Source organism: Azospirillum sp. HJ39 (assembly GCF_041507355.1).
GTDB classification, from domain to species: Bacteria; Pseudomonadota; Alphaproteobacteria; order Azospirillales; family Azospirillaceae; genus Azospirillum; species Azospirillum thiophilum.
The window spans coordinates 2990646-3010369 of record NZ_CP167911.1 but is presented as its reverse complement, the minus strand read 5'-3'; the positions used below and the strand labels follow the sequence as shown (position 1 = coordinate 3010369).

Below are 19724 nucleotides of genomic sequence, written 5' to 3'. Positions count from 1 at the left end.
TCACGTCCCCTCCGCTGGAGCGGCCGTCTTGACCTTGGCCTGCCGACCGGGCTTCACAGGAGCCTTCGCTTTCTTCGTCTTGCTCGCTTTGCCTGCCTTTTCCCAGGGGGTCGCATCGATGCCGATCACCGTCAGGCCGTCAATGTCAGGGCGGCGGGCCACCAAGCCGACCGCTGCGTCGTTGAGAACCCTGAGGAGATCAGGCAAGCCTGCGAACCGGTTGATGGTGCCGTCCGGGTTCTCGATCTCCCACCTGCGGCTTTCGATCATGCACAGCAGCAGGATGCCGTGGCGGGAGTCGACCGCCCGCATGTACTGGCCGACAAGCTGGGTCTCCAGCGTGTCTTTCAGTTCGGCCACCGAATAGCGCCCGCTATCCAACGGTTTGATTTCGATGCTGACCACCCCCACCTGCGCGCGGCGGAGGCGAATGTCCGGCTCCTTGTGGTCGGCGACCTCCTCCTCGCGGGTCACGTCGTACCGGCCACGACTCTCCCGCTCGAGCCGTCCCGCGAAATAGCGTTGCAGCGATATTTCGGGGGTCTTCGGTGGGAAGAGGCCCCGGTCACCGAAATCCCGCTCCTCGATGTCGTGCTGGATGGCCCGCAACCGGTTGCAGGCCACGCGGAACAAGTCGTCGGGGGTCCTGGGATCGCACTCGTGTTCGGCGGCGAACGCCACGATCTGAGCCGGTGTCCAGGGTTCCCCATCGGCGACCGCCTCGCCATGCCGCCGCACCGCATCTCGGAAGACGGGCGCGACCGCCGCCAGATCGGCATGCACTGCCAGAGCCTTCAGGGCCGCATGCGCCTCCGGCCCGGCGATTTGTTCAAGCAGGCGGGTGAGCCGGCCGCGGATCTCAACCGCCCGGTCCTCGATTGTAACCTCATAGACCCCAGTGTGTTGTGGATCCTCATCAGGCGGGAGGTACCGGAACACGGTGGGGATGATCCTCGCCAGCAGGGCCGGCTGCTCGCGAAGCTCGCTCCACATGGTCTTTACGTCGAAGCGGACCTCATCCCAAAAGCCGAGGACCCGCACCAACACCGCCCGCGGGTCGTCGGGGGCGGCCGCCAGGGCGCGTTCAACGAAGCTCCAGGCTGCAGCGACATCGGTGCCCATCCAGGCCTGCAGCCAGGGCCAGGCGTTGTCGCGGTCGTTGCTCCAGAGATCGGCCGTCCGGAGGGCGCTCAGCGTGGCCAGACGGGAGCGGTCCTCCTCGGTCCCTTGGGCGATGATGGCCAAGGCGTCGACAAGGCCATCCGTCCCGTCGGGGGTGCGTTGCTCCAACCGTGTCAGCAGGTCACCGGCGACCAGCTTGGCGGCCGGCTCCAGGGCGGCGATGGCGCGCAGGCTCTGGCGGTCACGCGGCATCGTCGGCACCCTCCCCAAACAGCCCGGCGATCTCGGCTTCGAGAACAGCGCCCACCACGTCCGGATGGGCTGCAAGCAACACCGGGAACCAATCCGGCGGTCCATTGATCTCCCGCAACGCGTAGTGCGCCGCGGTCCGGGTGTCCTCGGCCGACAACCCGGCGAGGTCGCCGCCCGACGCGGCAATGACCGCCAAGCCGGTAAGACCAACGACGACGCCCTGTTCGACCGAGGACGGATCATCCCGTTGCGAGGGCAGTGGCGGACACCAGCCCCGCCACCACCGCACGAGGCCCTCGGCGGCCGCGTTCCTGATGGCGACCCCAAAGCGCGCTGCCAAGGAGTCGATGTTGGCCTGCCCCCACCGCATCGCTGTCGCTCCGGGCAATAGACGCATCTGACCAACCAGATACTGGAGGGCACCGAAGGCCTCGCCGCGCCGGAGCGCATCGATCTCCTCGGTCAGGCGACGACGCGCATCGGCCAAGGCTGCCGCCTCGGCGGCAGCGGCTTCGGCCGCACCCGTGTCTGCGTCTGTGTCCGATGTGAGAGGTGAAACGGCCGGTGCCGGTTCGATCCAGTGCCGCAGTTCTTCGAACTGGGACGGGGGCAAGTTGGCGGCGGCGATCGCGGCCTCAAGCCGGGCGCGCACATCTTCGGCCATCCCATGCCGGTGTGCGACCACGCAGGCCCCGAGCAACAGCCGCCGCCGGTTCTCCGAAGTTTCGGCCTCGTCCGACCGCCTCAGGAACTCAAGCACATCACCGGGCTGTGACCGGCAGAACCGCCCTTCCAGGCCGATGAACGCCCTCTGAGGATCGTCGGCAGTCGACAGGACTATGGTGTAGAGTGCAAACCGCACAGCAACGTTCAAGGCAAGTGCTGCCGCAAGGGAATCTCGTTCGTGCACCCTGGGCCCGCCCCAGCGGACACACTCGTAGAGAAGCTGGAGACCCCGCATGAGAACCGGTGCCGGCTCCTCAGCGTCCTCTGCGGTCCGGGTCACCTCGAGGGTCACGGTCCGGTTAACGGCGTGGATCAGCCAGCCATAGCGCTCCGAGAGGGGCATGGTCCGCATGCTCCTCTGCCCGGGAGCGTGCGGCGGCGTGGTGATCAGATCGAGAAGATGAGCCAGCAGAGTCTCTCGGTCGGACGGTCGGACGGTGTCCACCCAGTGCCGCCCGACGGCGTAGCTTGCGTCCCCAATCGCGTCGGGCAGCACCATGGTGAACTTCGCCAACAGAGCGGCGGTGTCCTCGACCGATAGGGCGTCGGGCAGCAGTGCGGTCCCAACCCGTACCAGAAAAGCATTGGGCAGCTCCGGCGTCTCCAGCGCGTAGGCCCGCAACCGGGCATGCACCGTCGCGTCGCCGGCGGCGCCGACCGCTTCCACGGCGGCGATCCGGATCCGCAGGTCCTGGGTCGCATCGGTCGCGATGGTCAGGGCCGTCTCTGCCGCCTCCCGCCATCTCCCGACCCGGATGAGATCGAGCAGGAACCGGCGCATCGCCACAGCTCTTCCCGGTTCGGCAAGCAAGGTTTGGACAGTCGGCACGAGCGCCGGGTCGGCAAGCCGGACCAAATCACCGGCCTCAACGAACCACTCAAATGAAACAGTCTCCGGATGACGCTGAGCGAGGATGCGCAGCGCCTTCGCCCGCGCCTCGACCGGCACTTGCGCGGCATCCCCCCACAGCAGAACGAGCTCTGGAGCGATCGGAGTCAACGCTTCACGGACGGCGGCGTGACGGCAGACGACCCAACCAGCAACCTCCCGCAGCGATGGGGCAAGGTAGCGCTGCCCATCGACCTCGCTGGTGAACAGATCGATCACCGTAGGGACCGGACAGCCCGCCTTCAGCAGGCCCAACAGCCACCGTCCTGCCAGATAGGTCTGAGTCGAGGCGTGATGCCATCGCACCCGGCCACCAGGGGCCTCCTCGAACAGGGGCCGACGGAGCAACGCGGCGATCTCGCGGGCGGGCCAGTCGGGAAGCACGGTGGCCGGATCGAGCGCCGAGCGAGCTGAAACCAACAGCGGACCTGAGTCCGGAAGCCGGATGGCCGGTTGGCGACCCAGGATGGTGGCACCGGCGAGCCGTTCGGCGCCCCACAGCGCCTTCTCCGGCGAGAGGGGGTCGGAGTCGCTGTGGACCACGTTGGCTTCCTTCACCTTCGCCAGAACGTTGAGCTCCAGCATGTCCCACCGCGTTCCGATCCGACCTTCGCGGTTCCAATACTCGGCGAGCCATTCCAGATCCCGCGGCCGCCCGGCCAGGAACAGATGACCGGTTTCCTTCAAGGCATCGATGAAGGCGTCGGCACGGTCCACGCCATAATTGGATGCAAGCCGGCGGATGCGCGCTTCGTCCAGCGGGAGCAGGCGCACGGTGGCAACCGCGACAGGGACAGGCGCCGATGCTGAGGGGACGGCCATCAGGCTTCCCGGGGCGGCCGTCGGGTCGTCCAACTCTCCACTCGCGCCGGGAGCGCTGACCGGGACGGGGGGCTGAAAGAGGTCACATAGCGCGTCGCGGACGGTGTCCGCATCGGCGTGGTACTGCCAGTCGCTCGGCCGGCAGGAGAGCAGAACCCGCAGAGGCCCCCGGCCGGCGTCCTTGGCGAAGGCCTTCAGCGCGCGGGACAAGGCGCCTGATTTGACCAGCTTCGCCTCGTTCACCGCGTCGAGCAGGAAGACCGCCTCGCCGCCCGCCAGAACCCAGCCTGCGAAGGCGGCGGCCTCCTCGCCGTCCAGTGCCTCGGCCAGCGTCTGGTCAACCAACTGCTCCAACGCAACGAATACGGCCACCCGACCGCCGGCGCGCAGGCGGCGGGCCTGCTCCCGCATCTCAGTGGTCTTGCCGGTGCCGCCCGGCCCGAGGATCACCGTCACCGGGTCCTGGAGCAACGCCGCCCACCCCTGGTCGGTGCCCGCTGCCGGCGCTGACCAGTCGGGATCACCTGCAACGTCGTCGGGAGACAGAGTTGCGAAGCGGCGGTCGAGCGCGACGTAGGGCATCGGCGGGGTCCGGAGACGGCGGTGGGCGGGGAGAATTTACCGGTTTCCCGGTGGCTGTCCGGTGCCGAGCCTAGCCGGAGGGTTCCTGCGCGAAAAGGGAAATTTTCGCGCAGTACAGCCGCCATTGCGCGCCTTCCGGCGATCCTCCAGCATGCGCAAGCCAACAGCGTGTTAGCTTGCATCTCATCGCAGTGTGTCCAGTATTTCAGCCATCTGAGAGGTCCTAAAACCGTGCGGCGGCTGTCAAACTCTCCCTTGCCCGGCGCGTGGCCCGCCGGGATGGCCAATGACGCCGGCTCCGCCCTGTCGGCAGCGGTCGACCGGCTGGCCCGGCTCGACGACCGGCTGGCAGCCGCCCCGCCCGCCGTGCGCCGCGGCTGGCTCGCCCACATGCTGCTCGAGGAGGCCGCCGCCTCCGCCGCCCTCGACTCCATCGCGGTCGATGCCGACGAGCTCCGCCTGCAGGCGGTCGGCGCCCTGGCGGCCGACGCCGAGCGCGCCGTCGAGGGAGTCGACCGCGTCGCCCTCGCCGCCGGCATCCTGCGTCTGCTGCGCGCCGTCACCGCCCGCCATCCCCGGCAGCTCTTCACCGCCAACCGCCTGGCCGCCGCCGCCCGCCTGCGCCTCAAGGGCCGGCCCGGCGAGATCGCCGCCGGCCTCCTGCGGGAGCGGCTGCCGCCCAGTCTGATCGAGGTGCCGGACCCCGCCGCCGCCCACGCCGCCCTGGCCCGGGCGCTGACGCCGGAGGCGATGGCCCGCTGGCACGACTTGCCGCCGCTGATCGCCGCCGGCGGGTTCCTCGGCCACTGGTCGGCCAGCGGCGGCGCCGGCGCGGTTGGCGGCGCCGTCGGCCGTGCCCTGGTGCCGCAGCTGCTCGTTCGGCTCGGCGCGACCGACGGCCTGGTCCTGTTCCCTGCCCTCGGCTTCCGCGGGCACCTCGGCCGCTACCGGCCGGACCGTCTGCTCACCGAGGACGGCGCGGTGATCGACTGGCTGGACGCCTGCCGGCGCGCGGCGGAGGTCGGGCTGGCGCTTCATGGGCGGCTGAGCACAGCCCATCAGCGCCTGCACCAAGTCCTGAAGCCGGCGCGCTCCACCGGACGCGGCGGCTTGGTCGCGGACCTGCTGACCGAAATGCCGGCGGTGACCGGTGTCATCCTGGCGCAGCGCTGTGGCTTGTCAGCCGCCGCCAGCCGCCTGCTGCTCTCCCGCGCCGTGGCTGCCGGCGTGCTCCACCCCCTCACCAAGCGGGCCGCCTTTCGCGTGTATGGGACCCTACCATTAGGAATGTAGCGAGAACAGGCCCCTTGTTCTGAGGATGGTCAACATTCCATTAGAATACAAACTATATCAATTTATTATTTATTTCAATTTTTGCTGGCATTAGCTCCGATGACGCGGAAGAATGGGGCTGTCATTCGAGGGTAATGCCCGATAGCGCTGTGAAGGGAGTAGAGAGAGCGTGCCACCGACGCCGACCGCCAGTGATATTACGGTTCCCGAGGTACTTGCAAAGCTCGAAAACGAGTTCGCCGACGTTGCTCGCGCGGTCGCGGATGGCGAATTTGCACTCTGGGTCGGCTCGGGAATTTCGAGACAGGCTCCCCGTCTCGGCGACCTGATCGAGCGAGCCTTTGATCATATTCGCAGTCAAGCCATCAATCCGGCCACGGCGAATGACTATATGCCAGCACTTGAAGAGTTCCTGGCGCTTGCAGAGGTCCCGGCCGCCAGCGTGCAAGCGCAATATGGGCAGCCGCTTTCCGCTTGGCCGGAGCGAAATACGATTGTTGATCGACTCTGGAACAGATATTCGCGCGTGCTTGATATTCGTGTTGCTGGCAAGCCCGCCGATTTTGTTTTGTGGGAAGCGATTGATATCAGGGAGGCGTTTCGAAATCCCAAGCCACCTGCCGCGGAGCATCTGTGCATCGCCGTTCTTGCCCTTGAAGGCGTGGTACAAGATATCGCGTCGGCCAATTGGGACGGCGCGATCGAGGCGTCGATCGAGCGGCTCGGCAATGGGGTGCCAGGCTTTCTACAGGTCGTCGTCGATCCGGATCAACTCCGGGATCCCCCCGGCCGGGCACGATTGCTGAAGTTCCATGGTTGCATCGTGCATGCGACCCGCGAGCCGGGGACCTTCAGAAAATATCTGATCGGAAGCCACACCCAGATCATAGGTTGGCCGGAAAAGGCTGAATTTGCCGCGATGCGTCACGAGGTCGTTGGCATCGCAGCGCGTCACAAGACAATGGTGCTTGGGCTTTCGATCCAGGACACCAATCTGCAGACGATCTTCTCGCGCGCGCGGGAAATCAATCCCTGGCCCTGGCCTTGCGCGCCGAAGGCTCCGGCGCATATCTTCTGCGAGGATGTGATCCAGTTGGGCCAACGCGACGTGCTGCGCCTTTGCTATGGCGATGCGTATGACAACGACCCAGTGGCTGTCCACGAGGCCACGCTGCTGCGTGCCTGGGGCGAGAAGGTGTTGATCGCCTTAGCCTTGAGAGTGCTTGAAGGCAAACTTGTGCAGCTGATGCAGCTCTGTCTCGCTTCCATAGGGAAGGGGGCGATCGCGGCTGCACTTGAGCCGTTACTCAAGGCATTTCGGGACGAGGTCGCTCATCACGCGGTGCCCCTCCCTGGCGCCTTTGATCGAACCGCCTTCGTAAATCAAGCCCTCACTTTATGGTCACGCATGCTCTCTCTGTTCCGAAGCGGCGCCGTTCCGACGAATCCTGATGGTTACGAGATCCTGAGCCATGCGAGAGTTGGCCTGATCGCGGGCGATGCCAACGCCCAATCCATAGCGCGGCTTGGGATCGCGCTGTCCCTGCTGCATTACGGATCCAAGGCTGGGTATTGGGAACTGGGCTTGCCGGCGTCAAACGATCTGACATCCGGCGCAATGACCACCCGCGCATCAAGGTCAGGGGCCGTGGATCGCCCCCTGTTTGTCGTCAAGTCGGCAACAGAGGCCATTGCTCTTCAGAGCAGGGGAGCCTTTGTCAACGACAACGCGATCGTCGTGCATGCCGACGATGCTTGGCATTGCCTGACTGGAGGCAGTGTGAGCGCGCGGCGCGTCAGCTCTCCTCCGGGGCGTACCGGTCGTATCGGCACAACTCATGTCAGTCTAGGCGCATTGCTTTCCCGTTGCGGAGACGCCACGACACTCCAGCAGGATTTCGCCGCGGAGATGATACAATGACCGGCTCCCCCCTTGTACTGGCCATCCAGGAGCGGCTGCGCAGCGCGGGCTACAGCGACCTGCCAGCCCCTTTCACGATGGCGGGTGTCCAATTTGCGTTCACATCGGCAATGCGGGGCCGCGACGGCAGATCGCTCGATCTCATTCTGCTGATAGACACAACGACCGGGGATTTTGGCGATCGTGATGGCAGGCAAGTCCGCCACCGCGTGGAGGCATTGAGCCGTGCCCTCGACGTCACCGGGTCGCGCTTTGTCGTCACTGCCATTCTTGCAGGGGCCGTACTCGCTGACGGAATTGAAGCGCTGTCCGAGACCTGCCGGGTTCTCCAAGTTGAAGGCGTCGCGCTTGATGTCGCAGGCAAGCCAGTGGATAAGGATGCCGAGCGTCAGCTTGACGATCGGATTCGTGTACTGTTGCCGTTGACCCTTCCGGATCCCCCGACGCCAACGCAGGATGGCAGCGGTCCGGCCATGGAGCAGCTCATTCGAACCTTGCCGGCTGACACGAACAAAGCGCTTATAGACATTGTGATCAGCACATCCGGCATCGGTGAAGATGCAGTGACCGATGCCGTAGCCGGGCTGATCGGAAGTGCGCTCCAGTTCGAACCCAGAGGAGACGAGTCGTGAGCGACCTCACCCTCAAGAGCCTGGACATCACGAACTTCCGCAGCATCCGCGGCCATGTCCATGCTCCCCTCGACGCTCAGGTTGTACTTCTCCATGGTGAAAACGGGGCAGGAAAGACGAGCTTTCTATCCGCTGCCGAGCTTGCGCTGACTGGAAGGGTACAGTCGCTGCTGCGTGCTGATCCGGACTACGAGAGCCAATTGCTTCACCGGTCAGCGGCCGAGGGCAGTATTCTGCTTCGGACGTCTACGGGAACATCAGAACGAAAATTCGAGTCGATCCTGAGCGCAACCGGGGCGCAATCAAACGATACGCTGGCCGAGCCCCTTGCTTCCTTTTTCCGGGAGCGGGCATTCCTGCCGCAATCCCTGCTCGGTCAGCTGCTCCAAATTTATCAGGACGCCAGGAACGATGCTGGTTCCCCCCTGGCCCAATTCGTTAGCAAGCTTTTGGGGCTTGATCGGTTGGATACGCTTGAGGCCGGACTGAAACCTTTTGTGGATGTGCGTAACGTCCGCAAAAATGTGGAAGGCTGGTTGGAAGCAGAAGGTGAAAAGGATAGGTTTAAAGATCTACTCGTCGATCAACGTAAGAGTCGTGAAAAGTTTCACGGACAGGTTGAAGCAAGCATATGCGAACTCGCGACACTCTGTGCTGAACTCGAGTTGTCCGTAGAAGTACGAGAGGAGACGCTGGACGACGTCGCCACGGCACTTGCGGAACCCGTTGACGCTGAGGTGCTCGCACGGCTTGCAGATCAGCAGCGAAAGCTTGCGTCGATCCGACGTGAGATCATCCATGCACAAAGCGTCATATCTCCCGGCACGCAAGTCGTGGGGATCAGTGCAGACGATGCCGGCCGAAAGTTCACGCAATGGGAGACAACTCATGGTGCACAGGTCAGCCGTCTTCGCAGTCGCATCGAAGGGTTGCTGCCTGACCTCTCGGCGTCAAACGATCCGGCGCAATTCTCCGAAGAGGCGCTAACGCGCTTGCGCGCCGAGCATAAGCAGCTGACAGACTACGTATCACGCGCACGAAGCGATATCGTTCGGCATGCTGCGGCGCTGGATGAGCGCGACGTCGCACGGCGTCAACGTGATACAATTGAAGAGGAGATCGCGCAGTTGCCGAGCGGTGCGGGCAGTTTCGGATCGGCATTGGCTGAGCTTACATCCTTCATCGCCGACGATATCTGTCCCGTTTGCGACCGGGACTTCGGAGAAGTAAGCAAAAGGCCGCTCGGCGAGCACATTCATCGCAAGGTGCGGACATTGTCTGCGTCGGCTGAGCGTTTATTGGTTCTGGGGCGTACCCGCAGCGAGGTGCAGGTCATCATTGAACGTCTGGATTGGGAGATTGAGGCAATCGACGCTCGTCGGCTCGAACCGGAAGCTCTGGCTGAGGTTGATCGCCGACAGGCCTCAATCGAAACGGCTATCACCGAGCTAGAAGGCTTAATTGATACAGTGCGCGAGGGGGGACGATTGCGCACCGCAGCCATCGCGGCCCAGCGCATGGTAAACGCCGTCCAGTCTAGTCACCTCTCGCTGGCGGCAGTTCGCGAGACGCTGAACAGTTTCGCGTTTTCGATCGGAACAGCCGCGCTGGTAGAGGATGAGTCCTTCGAGGCCGCCGCATCACGATTGGACGCGTTTATGGCGGCACGGGCCGCACACTTGGAGCAACGACTCTTGCTGCGGCGCAAGGGTGTCGACTACATCACGACAATTCGTACGGCAATCACGCGCCGGCAAGAAGTCGACGCACAAATCAAGGTCGATCTTGCCTCCCACAAGCGTGCCGAACAGGCCCTCGCCCGGGCACAAGTCTTGCGCTCTCAGGGTGTTATGATCCGTACCGCCGTCGATAAGGTCCGATCGGCTATCATTCGCCGGGAATTCAACGACCGGCTCAATCGTGTGTGGCGGGATCTATTCGTGCGGCTGGCGCCTGGTGAGCCGTTCGTGCCCGCTTTCCGCATTCCGGAGTCGTCCACGCAAAGGCTTCAGCCCAAGCTTGTCACCGAGCACCGGGACGGTGGCGAGAACGGCGGAACTCCGGGTGCCATGCTGAGCTCTGGCAATCTCAATACGGCGGCGCTGACCTTGTTTATTGCGCTGCATCTTTCGGTACCCGGGGAGTTGCCTTGGTTGATTCTTGATGATCCGGTGCAGTCGATGGACGACGTTCATATCGCCCATTTCGCGGCACTGCTGAGAACCTTGTCCAAGGAGCATGGCCGTCAGGTTATGATCGCGGTCCATGATCGCCAACTCTTTGAATACCTCAAGCTTGAACTCAGCCCAGCCTTCCCGACAGATAGTCTGCTGACGCTCGAGCTTTCCCGTGGTAGCCGCAGAGACAGCACATGCCTCGCAACACGTTTCTCCTTCAAGGAGGAGACCGCCTTTCTTACAGCCGCCTAGGGCATATGGTGCAATGGCACCCAGTGCTTATTGCCATCCATTGGATGGCTGGGCGGCTTGGCCAAAGTAAACCATGAACTACACGCCACCAGAAACAAGCTGTGCGCTACCTCATGATTTGCGTCCATGGTCGCTAAGTGAGCAACTGGCACGAGTATCCTTAGAATTCCGGTTAATTTTTTAGATAAAAATTCCAGAATGATGTGATTATGGCTAGAAATAAAAACCAGCACTACGTTCCGCGTGTATATTTGCGCCATTTCACCATTGAACGCAATGGATTGGCAATTAATCTCTTTAATTTCAATCGCATGAAGGTCATCCAAAATGCTGCCGTCAAGCATCAGTGCTCTGGAGACTATTTCTATGGATGGGACAACGATCTGGAGAAAGCAATAAACTTTGTTGAGAACAAATATGGAGAATGTATGAAGCATCTTGCGCAGGAGAATTTAATTATAGGACCGATAGAGCATGTTGTCCTAAGGAAATTTATTTACTTGCAGCATTTGCGGACGGAGGAGGCATCACGAAGTGCGAGTGAGATGACACTCTCGATGCTAGACTTACCTGGATCGGATATCCCTATACCCTCAAAGCGCGAAGCACAGAAGGCCGCGGTGCAATCTGCAATGTTGCATTTCGCAGAGTCTATGGACATCATTGATGATCTGAAGCTCTGCATTGTACGCAACCGTACGAATCGCCCATTCATTACATCAGACAATCCAGCAATTTTAACGAACCGTCTTATAATCCAGCGATCGAGAAAATCCGATTGCCGCTTCGGCGCTAAGACCGCCGGTGCTATATTCATTCTCCCGCTCACTCAAGATCTCTGCGCTCTTCTCTACGATGGCGATGTCTACACAGTAAGCAAACAAGATCACTGGGTAGATGTGGAGCGTGTATCTGATATCGAAGCAATCAACGATCATCAGTTGCTAAATTGTATGGACAATGTCTATTTCTGTAACTGGAGTTCCCGTGATTGGATTGCTGACCGAGCCCGATCTGTCCAATCGTTCCGCCCTGAGCGGAAGCATACGGTTACGCACGCGGTGCTTGATAGCACTACTGAATGGGGATTTCGCTATTTGGTGAAGCCGTTACCCAACATAATGGATGAGGAAGAGGTCTTAGTTCATGTAATGAAAAACCATCCTTGTCCTCCTGCATGGCCATCATTTCTTCGGTTTCGTTTGGATGGCCGAGCATACTCTAACAACACAAGAGCCGGTCTTACACGGCGATGGTGTTTGGAGCGGGGCTTCATCAGAGGCATAGGCTACCGAAAGGTTCGTATCTAAGTCCTACAGTTGAGGTTACCCGAGCATGATCTGGCGGCCCAATGATACGCATGTGCGACTGCCTGATGGGTTCGTCGCCATACCGACCAACCCAGGATCAGGGTAAGCCCAGGTGGACACAGCCTCTGGAGGGCGGTGGTGAGGTGGCGAATCTCCAGCACGCTGGAGACAATCGGCTCGAATGGCCTTCGGCTGGTCGAGCGAAGCTTCGGGTGGATGACCCGCTGGAAACGTCTGGTTCGCGATTACGAAGCGCGCATTGACGTCTTTTGCTTCTTACCGCCTAGCCTCTAAATAGGCCGACTAACCTTTTGCACTATGGGCGCTCAGCTTGGGATACTGCCAATCATCCAGATGCTGTTGAGAGGTCCTCTTCCAGGTGGAACTCGCATTCCTTGCAGGAATGAGCGTGCCCTATCTCAGCGACTTGGAGAGCGGCCATTCCAGTCCATCGCTGGTAACGGTCGTCGATTTGCCGCGCGGACTGGAAGCGCTTCCCTCGCTTATGCTCTCAGACTTGCTCATCGACAGTATCAGAGAGTCGCCGCGGGGCAAGCGAATTAGGGACTGACATCGGAGTCGCGCGCCTGTCCGCGAGGAGGTCGTAATTAACCAGCAGCACAAACAGAAAGGGCGGAGCCATTACGGCCCCGCCCTCTTTGCTCGCTCTCCGCTTCCGGAGATGGATCCTGCCGTCTCTGATGATAGGACGGTTAAAAGTTTCTCAAACTTAGGATTCGGTTTCTCATTCTTTGCTTAACTGACCAAACTGACCACAATTGGTGGATCAAACGTCCAGGTTTGACACCTTCAGCGCGTTGTCCTGGATGAACTCGCGCCGCGGTTCGACGATGTCGCCCATCAGGGTGGAGAACACCTCCTCCGCCTGATCGGCGTGGTTGACCCGGACTTGCAGCAGCGAACGTTTGGTCGGGTCCAGCGTGGTCTCCCACAGCTGGTCGGGGTTCATCTCGCCCAGACCCTTGTAGCGCTGGATTGTGACGCCGCGGCGGCCCAATTCCATGACGGTGTCGAACAGTGCGACGGGACCGGTCAACGCCCGGGCTTCCTTCTGTTTCTCGAAGGCCTTGCCTGCGGTACCGAACACCCGCTTCAGGTCGGCGGCCAGCCCGTCCAACCGGCGGGCCTCGCCGCTCTTCAGCAGGTCGATGTCGAACAGGTGACGGTGGGTGACGCCGCGCCGGGCGCGGATGACGGCATAGCCGCCCTGCGGCAGAGCCTCGCCACGCCAGCCGCCATCGGCGTCCATCCGGTTCATCCGTTCGGCGACCGCCTGCGCGGCACTCTGTGCGGCGGCCTTGTCGTCGGCAAGCGTGGCGGCGAGCGCGCCGGCGACCGCCGCCTGTTCCACCACCAGGGCGTGGCCGACCTTGCGCGACAGCGTGTCGATCGCCGGCCGTGCGGTGCGCGCCTGCTCGACCAGACCGGACAGCTGGTCACCGATCAGAAGCGTACCGTCGGACAGCTGGACCGACAGATCGCCAAGCGCCGCTTCCACCAGATACTCTTCCAGCGCCCGGTCGTCCTTCAGGTACCGTTCCCTGGCGTTGCCGCGCTTGATGCGGTAGAGCGGCGGCTGGGCGATGTAGAGATAACCGCGCTCGATCAGGTCGGGCATCTGCCGGAAGAAGAAGGTCAGCAGCAGGGTGCGGATGTGACTGCCGTCCACGTCCGCGTCGGTCATGATGATGATCTTGTGGTAGCGCGTCTTGTCGGCATTGAACTCGTCGCGGCCAATGCCTGTGCCCAGCGCCGCGATCAGCGTGCCGATCTCCGCCGAACCGAGCATCTTGTCGAAGCGCGCGCGCTCCACGTTCAGGATCTTGCCGCGGAGCGGCAGGATGGCCTGGAACTGACGCGAGCGGCCCTGCTTGGCCGAGCCGCCGGCCGAGTCGCCCTCGACGATGAACAGCTCCGACGCCGCCGGATCGCGTTCCTGGCAGTCGGCCAGCTTGCCGGGCAGCGACGCCATGTCGAGCGCGCCCTTGCGCCGGGTCAACTCGCGTGCCTTCCGGGCGGCCTCGCGGGCGGCGGCGGCCTCGACCACCTTCTGGACGACGCGCCGTGCGTCTGCCGGATGCTCCTCGAAATACTGGGCCAGCGCCTCGCCCACCACCGCCTCGACGACGGGACGGACTTCGCTCGATACCAGCTTGTCCTTGGTCTGGCTGGAGAATTTCGGATCCGGAACCTTTACCGACAGGACGCAGGTCAGTCCCTCACGGGCATCGTCGCCCGACAGGTTGACCTTCTCCTTCTTGGCGATGCCGGATTCGGTGGCATAGTTGTTGATCGCGCGGGTCAGCGCGGCGCGGAAGCCGGCGAGATGGGTGCCGCCGTCCTTCTGCGGGATGTTGTTGGTGAAGCAGAGCGTCGTCTCGTGGTAGCTGTCGTTCCACTGCAGCGCGCATTCCACCGTCACCACGCCGCCATGTTCGGTCGGACGCTCGTTCTTCAGGGTGATCGACGGCTTGTGCAGCGGCACCTTGGAACGGTCGAGCCACGACACGAAGGCTTCCAGGCCGCCTTCGTAATGCAGGTCCTGCACCTTCGGCTCCACCCCGCGCGCATCGGTCAGCACCAGGCGGACGCCGGAGTTGAGGAAGGCCAGCTCGCGCAGCCGGTGTTCCAGCGTGGCGTAGTCGAACTCGATGTTGGTGAAGGTCTCCGTCGAGGGCATGAAGGTGACCTCGGTGCCCGACAACTCCTTGCCCTTTTCCGGCACCATCGGGGCCGGGCCGACGTCGGCCAACGGCGCCTCGGCGACGCCGTGACGGAAGCGCATGGTCCAGGTGCGGCCGGCACGCCAGATTCGCAGATCCAGGGTTTCGGACAGGGCGTTCACCACCGACACGCCGACGCCATGCAGGCCGCCGGAAACCTTGTAGCTGTTCTGGTTGAACTTGCCGCCGGCATGCAGCTGGGTCATGACGACCTCGGCCGCCGAGACGCCTTCTTCCGAATGGATGTCGGTCGGGATGCCGCGGCCGTTGTCGCGCACCGTGACCGATCCGTCGGCATTCAGCAGAACCTCGACCTTGTCGCAATAGCCGGCCAGCGCCTCGTCGATGGCGTTGTCGACCACCTCATACACCATGTGGTGCAGACCGGACCCGTCGTCGGTGTCGCCGATATACATGCCGGGGCGTTTGCGCACGGCGTCGAGCCCGCGCAGAACGGTGATCGACTCCGCCCCATAGTCCGCCTGTTGGGGCTCCGACTGCGGGAGGTCGTTCTTCAGTGCTTCCTGTGCCATGGCGTCGACTATAACAGATTCGGTTGCGGATACGGCGGTTTAGCGTGCGGGAGCACGCATTTTTTTGGGGCTGGAGACCATATTTTTGCCTCTAGCCGGGGCGGATACGGGCATCCTCGATACGGAAGCGCCGGGCATCGTCGCCAAGGGGGGCGAAAACGCCGTCATCGGTGCCGGTCATCCAGGCCTGGGCGCCCAAAGCCAGGATTTCGCCGAACAGCGCCGCGCGCCGCTCGGGGTCCAGATGGGCCGCAACCTCGTCCAGCAGCAGGATCGGCGCGGCGCCGCGTTCGGCCGCCAGCAGACGGGCATTGGCCAGCACGATGGCGATCAGCAGCGCTTTCTGTTCGCCGGTGGAGCAGAGAGCGGCCGGCATGTCCTTGGGCACATGGCTGACGGCGAGGTCGCTCTTGTGCGGTCCAACCGTGGCGCCGCCGGCGTCGGCATCGGCGCGGCGGCCGGTCCGCAGCGATTGGCGCAGCGCATCCTCGGCCGTCAGCGCCGGTCCTTCGTCGAGCCAGCGCTCCACCGTGCCGTCGACGGCGAGGCCGGCGCCGGGGAAGGGGCCGACCGAGCGGGCGCAGGCGGCGCGCAACCGCTGCACGACCTCGCGCCTTGCGGCGGCGACGGCGATGCCGGTGGTCGCCATCTGATCCTCCAATGCTCCCAGCCAGCCTTCGTCGAAACGGCCGTCGCGCAGCAGCCGGGCGCGCTCGCGCAGTGCATGCTCGTAGCGGGAGAGCCGGCCGGCATGGGCCGGGTCGAATCCGAAGACCAGCCGGTCGAGGAAACGGCGTCTTCCGCTCGCCCCCTCGATGAACAGGCGGTCCATCTGCGGGGTCAGCCAGACCATGGCGACATGAGCGGCCAGCGCGGTCTGGCCCTTGGCCGGATGGCCGTCGATGCGGACCAGCCGGCGGTCGCGGTCGGACGTACGCTCCTTGCCATGAGGCTCGCGGCCGGTGCCGATCTCCACCGATCCCATCGGGGTGTCGAGCGTCGCCGCCACCGCCCAGCCGGAACCGGGGGGCGAGCCCAGCCGCTCCACTTCGGCCAGACGGGCGCCGCGCAGGCCGCGGCCGGGGGCGAGGAAACTGACGGCTTCAAGAAGGTTGGTCTTGCCGGCGCCGTTCGGGCCGATCAGGGCGATGGGGCGGCGGTCGGGTTCCAGCCGGGCGGAATCATAGCCGCGGAAGCGCGTCAACGTCATCCGCCGCACCGCCAGAGCGGGAGCCGGCGCCGCTACCGGACCCAGGGCGCCGCCGGTCATCGAAGCTGCTGTATGCTGCAAGGAATCCGTTCCGCCCGGAGCAGGGACGATCCCCGGCTCCCCTTCAAACACGTCCCGATCAGACACGCATCGGCATCAGGACGTAGAGCGCCGTGGAGTCGGCAATGTCGCGGATGATGGTCGGCGACGCGGCGTCGGCCAGCGTGAACTGGGCGCCTTCGCCCTCGATCTGCTGCGTGATATCCAGCAGATAGCGGGAGTTGAAGCCGATTTCCAGCGGGGTCTCGGCGTAACTGACCTCCAGCTCCTCGGTGGCGCTGCCGGCCTCGGGGCTGGTCGCCGACAGGGTCAGGGCGCCGCGGACCAGCGACAGCTTCACCGCCCGGCTCTTCTCGGTGGAGATGGTGGCGACGCGGTCGACGGCGGCGGCGAACAGCTTCGCATCGACCTCCATCACCTTGTCGTTGCCGACCGGGATCACCCGCTCATAGTCGGGGAAGGTGCCGTCGATCAGCTTGGATGTAACGACGACGCTGTCGAAGCCGAAGCGGATCTTGTTGTCGGACATCGACAGCTCGATGCGGTCGGCGGCCTCGTCCACCAGCTTGCGGATTTCGGTGACGGTCTTGCGCGGGATGATCACGCCGGGGATGCCGTCGGCACCATCCGGCAGCGGCATCTCGACCCGGGCCAGCCGGTGGCCGTCGGTGGCGACCGCGCGCAGGACCGGCGTCTCCAGGCTGCCCATCTTGCTCTTGGCGGCGTGCAGGTAGATGCCGTTCAGGTAATAGCGCGTCTCCTCGGTGGAGATCGCGAAGCGGGTGCGGTCGATCAGCGCGCGCAGGTCGGCTGCGGCGACCGAGAAATTATGCTTCAGCTCGCCGCTGGACAGCTGGGGGAAATCCTCCACCGGCAGGCAGGACAGCTTGAACTGCGACCGGCCGGACCGCAGCGTCAGGATCGTGCCCTCACCGGCGATGTCCAGCTCCACCTGGCTGCCGTCGGGCAGCTTGCGGACGATGTCGAACAGCGTGTGGGCCGGAGCCGTGGTGCCGCCGGGACGCCCGACCGAGGCCGGAACCGTCTCGACGATTTCCAGGTCCATGTCGGTGGCGGCCAGCGACAGCTCGCCGTTGCCGGCACGCAGCAGGACGTTGGAGAGGATCGGAATGGTGTTCCGCCGCTCGACCACACTCTGCACGTGACCCAGGGAACGGAGAAGGGCGGCGCGTTCGATGGTGATGTTCATGCTGGCGTGGTCTCGGCCGGGCTGAGATTGCGAAGCTCGCCGGGGTGATTGCCGGAAACCGGCCGCCCAGCCCCGAGCGGGCGCGCATCATACCACATCGGCGGGTGGGTCGAACCAAATTGTTGCGGGCAGGGCCTTCGGCCAGGGGGAGGAACCGGCGAGTTCTCTCCCGGTGCCCCCTCAGGCCCCCCTTCGCCGCGCCTCGTGCAGGCGCAGGATGTCGACGAAGTCGGCACGCTGCCAGTTGCGGGAACGGGCCAGCTCGCCGCGGACCGCGGTGACGAAGGCGTCGATCACCGCCCATTCGTCGGCATCGATCGATGTCTCGGCGTCGAGATAGCTGTGGACGACCCGGTGCAGGCCCTGGCTGACCGGACTGATCCAGTCGTCCACCGTCTCGCCCACCGCCGCCATCAGCCTGCGGATGCGCAGCAGATGGGCCATGCGGTGGGCGGGCTTCTCCTCCGGTTCCGCCTTCATCGCCTGGAGAAAGGCGAGGCGGCCGGTCTCCACCGCATAGAGGCGCAGAGACTTCAACTCCGGATTGGCGTAGCCGGCATTGCCGAGATGGCGGCCCCAGCGCCAGACCAGATCCAACAGCCAGACGATGTCCTCATGGTCGGGCACCGGGGCGTGCCGGGCGTTCATCGCCGCCTGGAGCCGGGCGGCCAGGGCCGGCATCACCGTGCCGGTCAGGTCGCGGCTGACCGCGTTCAACTCCGCCCGGAGCGCCGGCCCGGTCGAGCGGCTGGCGAGGAAGCCGGTGCCGCTCAGCGCGGTCAGCGCCCGGTCGAACCGCTCGACCGCCTCGCCCAGCAGGACGCGTGTCGGTGCGGGAGCGGACAGTACGCCGCCGTCCTGGATCTCCATGTCGCCGAACATGCCGTCCACCACCTCGCGGATGGTGGTGCAGGCGGCGTGGAAATGGCACAGCAGCGCACGCAGCAGCGGATGCGACTCGCGCACGGCCGGGCCGCCATGCTCGCGCACATGGCGCAGGAACACGTCATAGCGGCGTTTGACGTTCAGCCCGTAGAGCGGGGCGAACCAGGCCAGGACCTGCGACTGGTCGCGGAAGGGCAGGCCCAGGTCGCGCACCCGGCGGACGAAGCCCACCATCAGCGCAGACTGGCAGTCGACCTCGGCGGAGCGTAGGCCTGAAGCGGCCTGCATCCCCTCCTCCCCCCTGATCTCCTCGATGTCGCGGCGCATGCGCTCGGTCAGCGGCACCAGAACGGCATTGTGTTCCAGCAGGGCGCGGACGAAGCCCAACAGGTCGCCGTCGATCGGCGCCTTGCGGCCGAGATACTGGGTGCGCAGCCCGGCGTCCTGGTGCGCCTCCTCGTTCGCCAAGGCCAGGAAGCGGTCGGTCAGCTTGCGGTCACCGGCCAGGGCATAGAGGAAATCCAACGCTTCACGCCGCATCAGGTCGCGCATCACCAGCGCATCGGGGCTGGTCAGCACCGCGTCCAGCATCGCCTCGCGCGCCATGGCATCCAACCGGCCCTGCACCTCCGACGCCAGGCCGGGGAAGGCGTAGCGGGCCAGCGCCGCCCAGATGCCGCCCATGTCCACCCGCTGGATCAGCGCCGGCACCGCTTCCGGCGAGCGGTAGAGGATGGGGTCGTCGACCAGGAAGGGCTCGAACAGGCTGGTGAACAGGCGCCGCGCCTTCATCGGGCGCAGACGGTTGAAATGATCGACCAGCGCGTCGCGCAGATGCCGAGCCCGCTCGGCATTCGGGCTCGCCGCTCCCTCCACCGCGTCGAGGACCGAGCGGATGGCGTGCATGGGGATGCGCGAGACGACCTCGTCCATCTGGCGGCGGAAGGCGGCCTGATTCAGGCCGTCCCCGACCGGACCGCCGGTGGAGGGGCCGGTGGACAGAATGGCGGTCATAACCGTAGGCGTGCTGCTCATGCGCCCAACACCTCGCGGGATTGTCGTCGCCTGGACGTCCATGATCCCGGGAGATTATTAAATAACCTT

12 protein-coding genes are annotated in these 19724 nt (G+C 64.2%); 6 read left to right on the top strand and 6 right to left on the bottom strand.

The annotated features are described in order from the left end of the window. On the bottom strand, positions 1 to 1374 hold the full coding sequence (locus ABMY26_RS27650) for a hypothetical protein (RefSeq protein WP_372397758.1): 1374 nt from the start codon (positions 1372 to 1374) through the stop codon (positions 1 to 3). Continuing rightward, positions 1364 to 4393, bottom strand: coding sequence for a hypothetical protein (locus tag ABMY26_RS27645; protein WP_372397757.1), 3030 nt, complete (start codon positions 4391 to 4393; stop codon positions 1364 to 1366). The genes ABMY26_RS27650 and ABMY26_RS27645 overlap by 11 nt, the downstream gene beginning before the upstream one ends. Before the next feature lie 279 nt (positions 4394 to 4672). Between ABMY26_RS27645 and ABMY26_RS27640 the strand changes: the two genes are divergently transcribed. The 6 genes from ABMY26_RS27640 to ABMY26_RS27615 all read left to right on the top strand — a co-directional run bounded on the left by ABMY26_RS27640 (position 4673) and on the right by ABMY26_RS27615 (position 12549). Further along, the gene (locus tag ABMY26_RS27640; protein ID WP_372397756.1) at positions 4673 to 5686 is read left to right on the top strand and encodes a hypothetical protein; all 1014 of its coding nucleotides are present in this window, start codon (positions 4673 to 4675) and stop codon (positions 5684 to 5686) included. A gap of 169 nt (positions 5687 to 5855) precedes the next feature. Beyond that, positions 5856 to 7607 (top strand): hypothetical protein, encoded by a 1752-nt coding sequence (locus ABMY26_RS27635; RefSeq protein WP_372397755.1) that lies wholly within the window; start codon positions 5856 to 5858, stop codon positions 7605 to 7607. Further along, positions 7604 to 8239 (top strand): hypothetical protein, encoded by a 636-nt coding sequence (locus tag ABMY26_RS27630; RefSeq protein ID WP_372397754.1) that lies wholly within the window; start codon positions 7604 to 7606, stop codon positions 8237 to 8239. The genes ABMY26_RS27635 and ABMY26_RS27630 overlap by 4 nt, the downstream gene beginning before the upstream one ends. Beyond that, the gene (locus tag ABMY26_RS27625; RefSeq protein WP_372397753.1) at positions 8236 to 10668 is read left to right on the top strand and encodes an AAA family ATPase; all 2433 of its coding nucleotides are present in this window, start codon (positions 8236 to 8238) and stop codon (positions 10666 to 10668) included. The genes ABMY26_RS27630 and ABMY26_RS27625 overlap by 4 nt, the downstream gene beginning before the upstream one ends. 209 nt (positions 10669 to 10877) lie before the next feature. Continuing rightward, positions 10878 to 11978, top strand: coding sequence for a DUF4238 domain-containing protein (locus ABMY26_RS27620; RefSeq protein ID WP_372397752.1), 1101 nt, complete (start codon positions 10878 to 10880; stop codon positions 11976 to 11978). A 379-nt stretch (positions 11979 to 12357) separates the two neighbouring features. Next, the gene (locus ABMY26_RS27615) at positions 12358 to 12549 is read left to right on the top strand and encodes a helix-turn-helix domain-containing protein (protein ID WP_372397751.1); all 192 of its coding nucleotides are present in this window, start codon (positions 12358 to 12360) and stop codon (positions 12547 to 12549) included. A gap of 216 nt (positions 12550 to 12765) precedes the next feature. Here ABMY26_RS27615 and gyrB read toward each other — a convergent pair whose 3' ends face one another. The 4 genes from gyrB to ABMY26_RS27595 form a co-directional block, all read right to left on the bottom strand. Continuing rightward, positions 12766 to 15255 carry a DNA topoisomerase (ATP-hydrolyzing) subunit B gene (gene gyrB, locus ABMY26_RS27610; RefSeq protein WP_372397750.1) on the bottom strand — a complete coding sequence of 830 codons (2490 nt, stop codon included), beginning with the start codon at positions 15253 to 15255 and terminating at the stop codon, positions 12766 to 12768. Between the two features lie 91 nt (positions 15256 to 15346). Further along, positions 15347 to 16525, bottom strand: coding sequence for a DNA replication/repair protein RecF (recF, locus tag ABMY26_RS27605; protein WP_372399069.1), 1179 nt, complete (start codon positions 16523 to 16525; stop codon positions 15347 to 15349). Between the two features lie 79 nt (positions 16526 to 16604). Continuing rightward, positions 16605 to 17735, bottom strand: a complete 1131-nt coding sequence (gene dnaN, locus ABMY26_RS27600; RefSeq protein ID WP_372397749.1) for a DNA polymerase III subunit beta — start codon at positions 17733 to 17735, stop codon at positions 16605 to 16607. A gap of 180 nt (positions 17736 to 17915) precedes the next feature. Beyond that, positions 17916 to 19655, bottom strand: a complete 1740-nt coding sequence (locus ABMY26_RS27595; protein WP_372397748.1) for a hypothetical protein — start codon at positions 19653 to 19655, stop codon at positions 17916 to 17918. Positions 19656 to 19724 lie beyond the last annotated feature (69 nt).

Bases quoted from the DNA above. Each gene is read 5' to 3' on its own strand.
- ABMY26_RS27650 (WP_372397758.1), bottom strand. From the start codon at position 1,374: ATGCCGCGTGACCGCCAGAGCCTGCGCGCCATCGCCGCCCTGGAGCCG.
- ABMY26_RS27645 (WP_372397757.1), bottom strand. From the start codon at position 4,393: ATGCCCTACGTCGCGCTCGACCGCCGCTTCGCAACTCTGTCTCCCGAC.
- ABMY26_RS27640 (WP_372397756.1), top strand. From the start codon at position 4,673: ATGGCCAATGACGCCGGCTCCGCCCTGTCGGCAGCGGTCGACCGGCTG.
- ABMY26_RS27630 (WP_372397754.1), top strand. From the start codon at position 7,604: ATGACCGGCTCCCCCCTTGTACTGGCCATCCAGGAGCGGCTGCGCAGC.
- ABMY26_RS27620 (WP_372397752.1), top strand. From the start codon at position 10,878: ATGGCTAGAAATAAAAACCAGCACTACGTTCCGCGTGTATATTTGCGC.
- gyrB (WP_372397750.1), bottom strand. From the start codon at position 15,255: ATGGCACAGGAAGCACTGAAGAACGACCTCCCGCAGTCGGAGCCCCAA.
- recF (WP_372399069.1), bottom strand. From the start codon at position 16,525: ATGACCGGCGGCGCCCTGGGTCCGGTAGCGGCGCCGGCTCCCGCTCTG.
- dnaN (WP_372397749.1), bottom strand. From the start codon at position 17,735: ATGAACATCACCATCGAACGCGCCGCCCTTCTCCGTTCCCTGGGTCAC.
- ABMY26_RS27595 (WP_372397748.1), bottom strand. From the start codon at position 19,655: ATGAGCAGCACGCCTACGGTTATGACCGCCATTCTGTCCACCGGCCCC.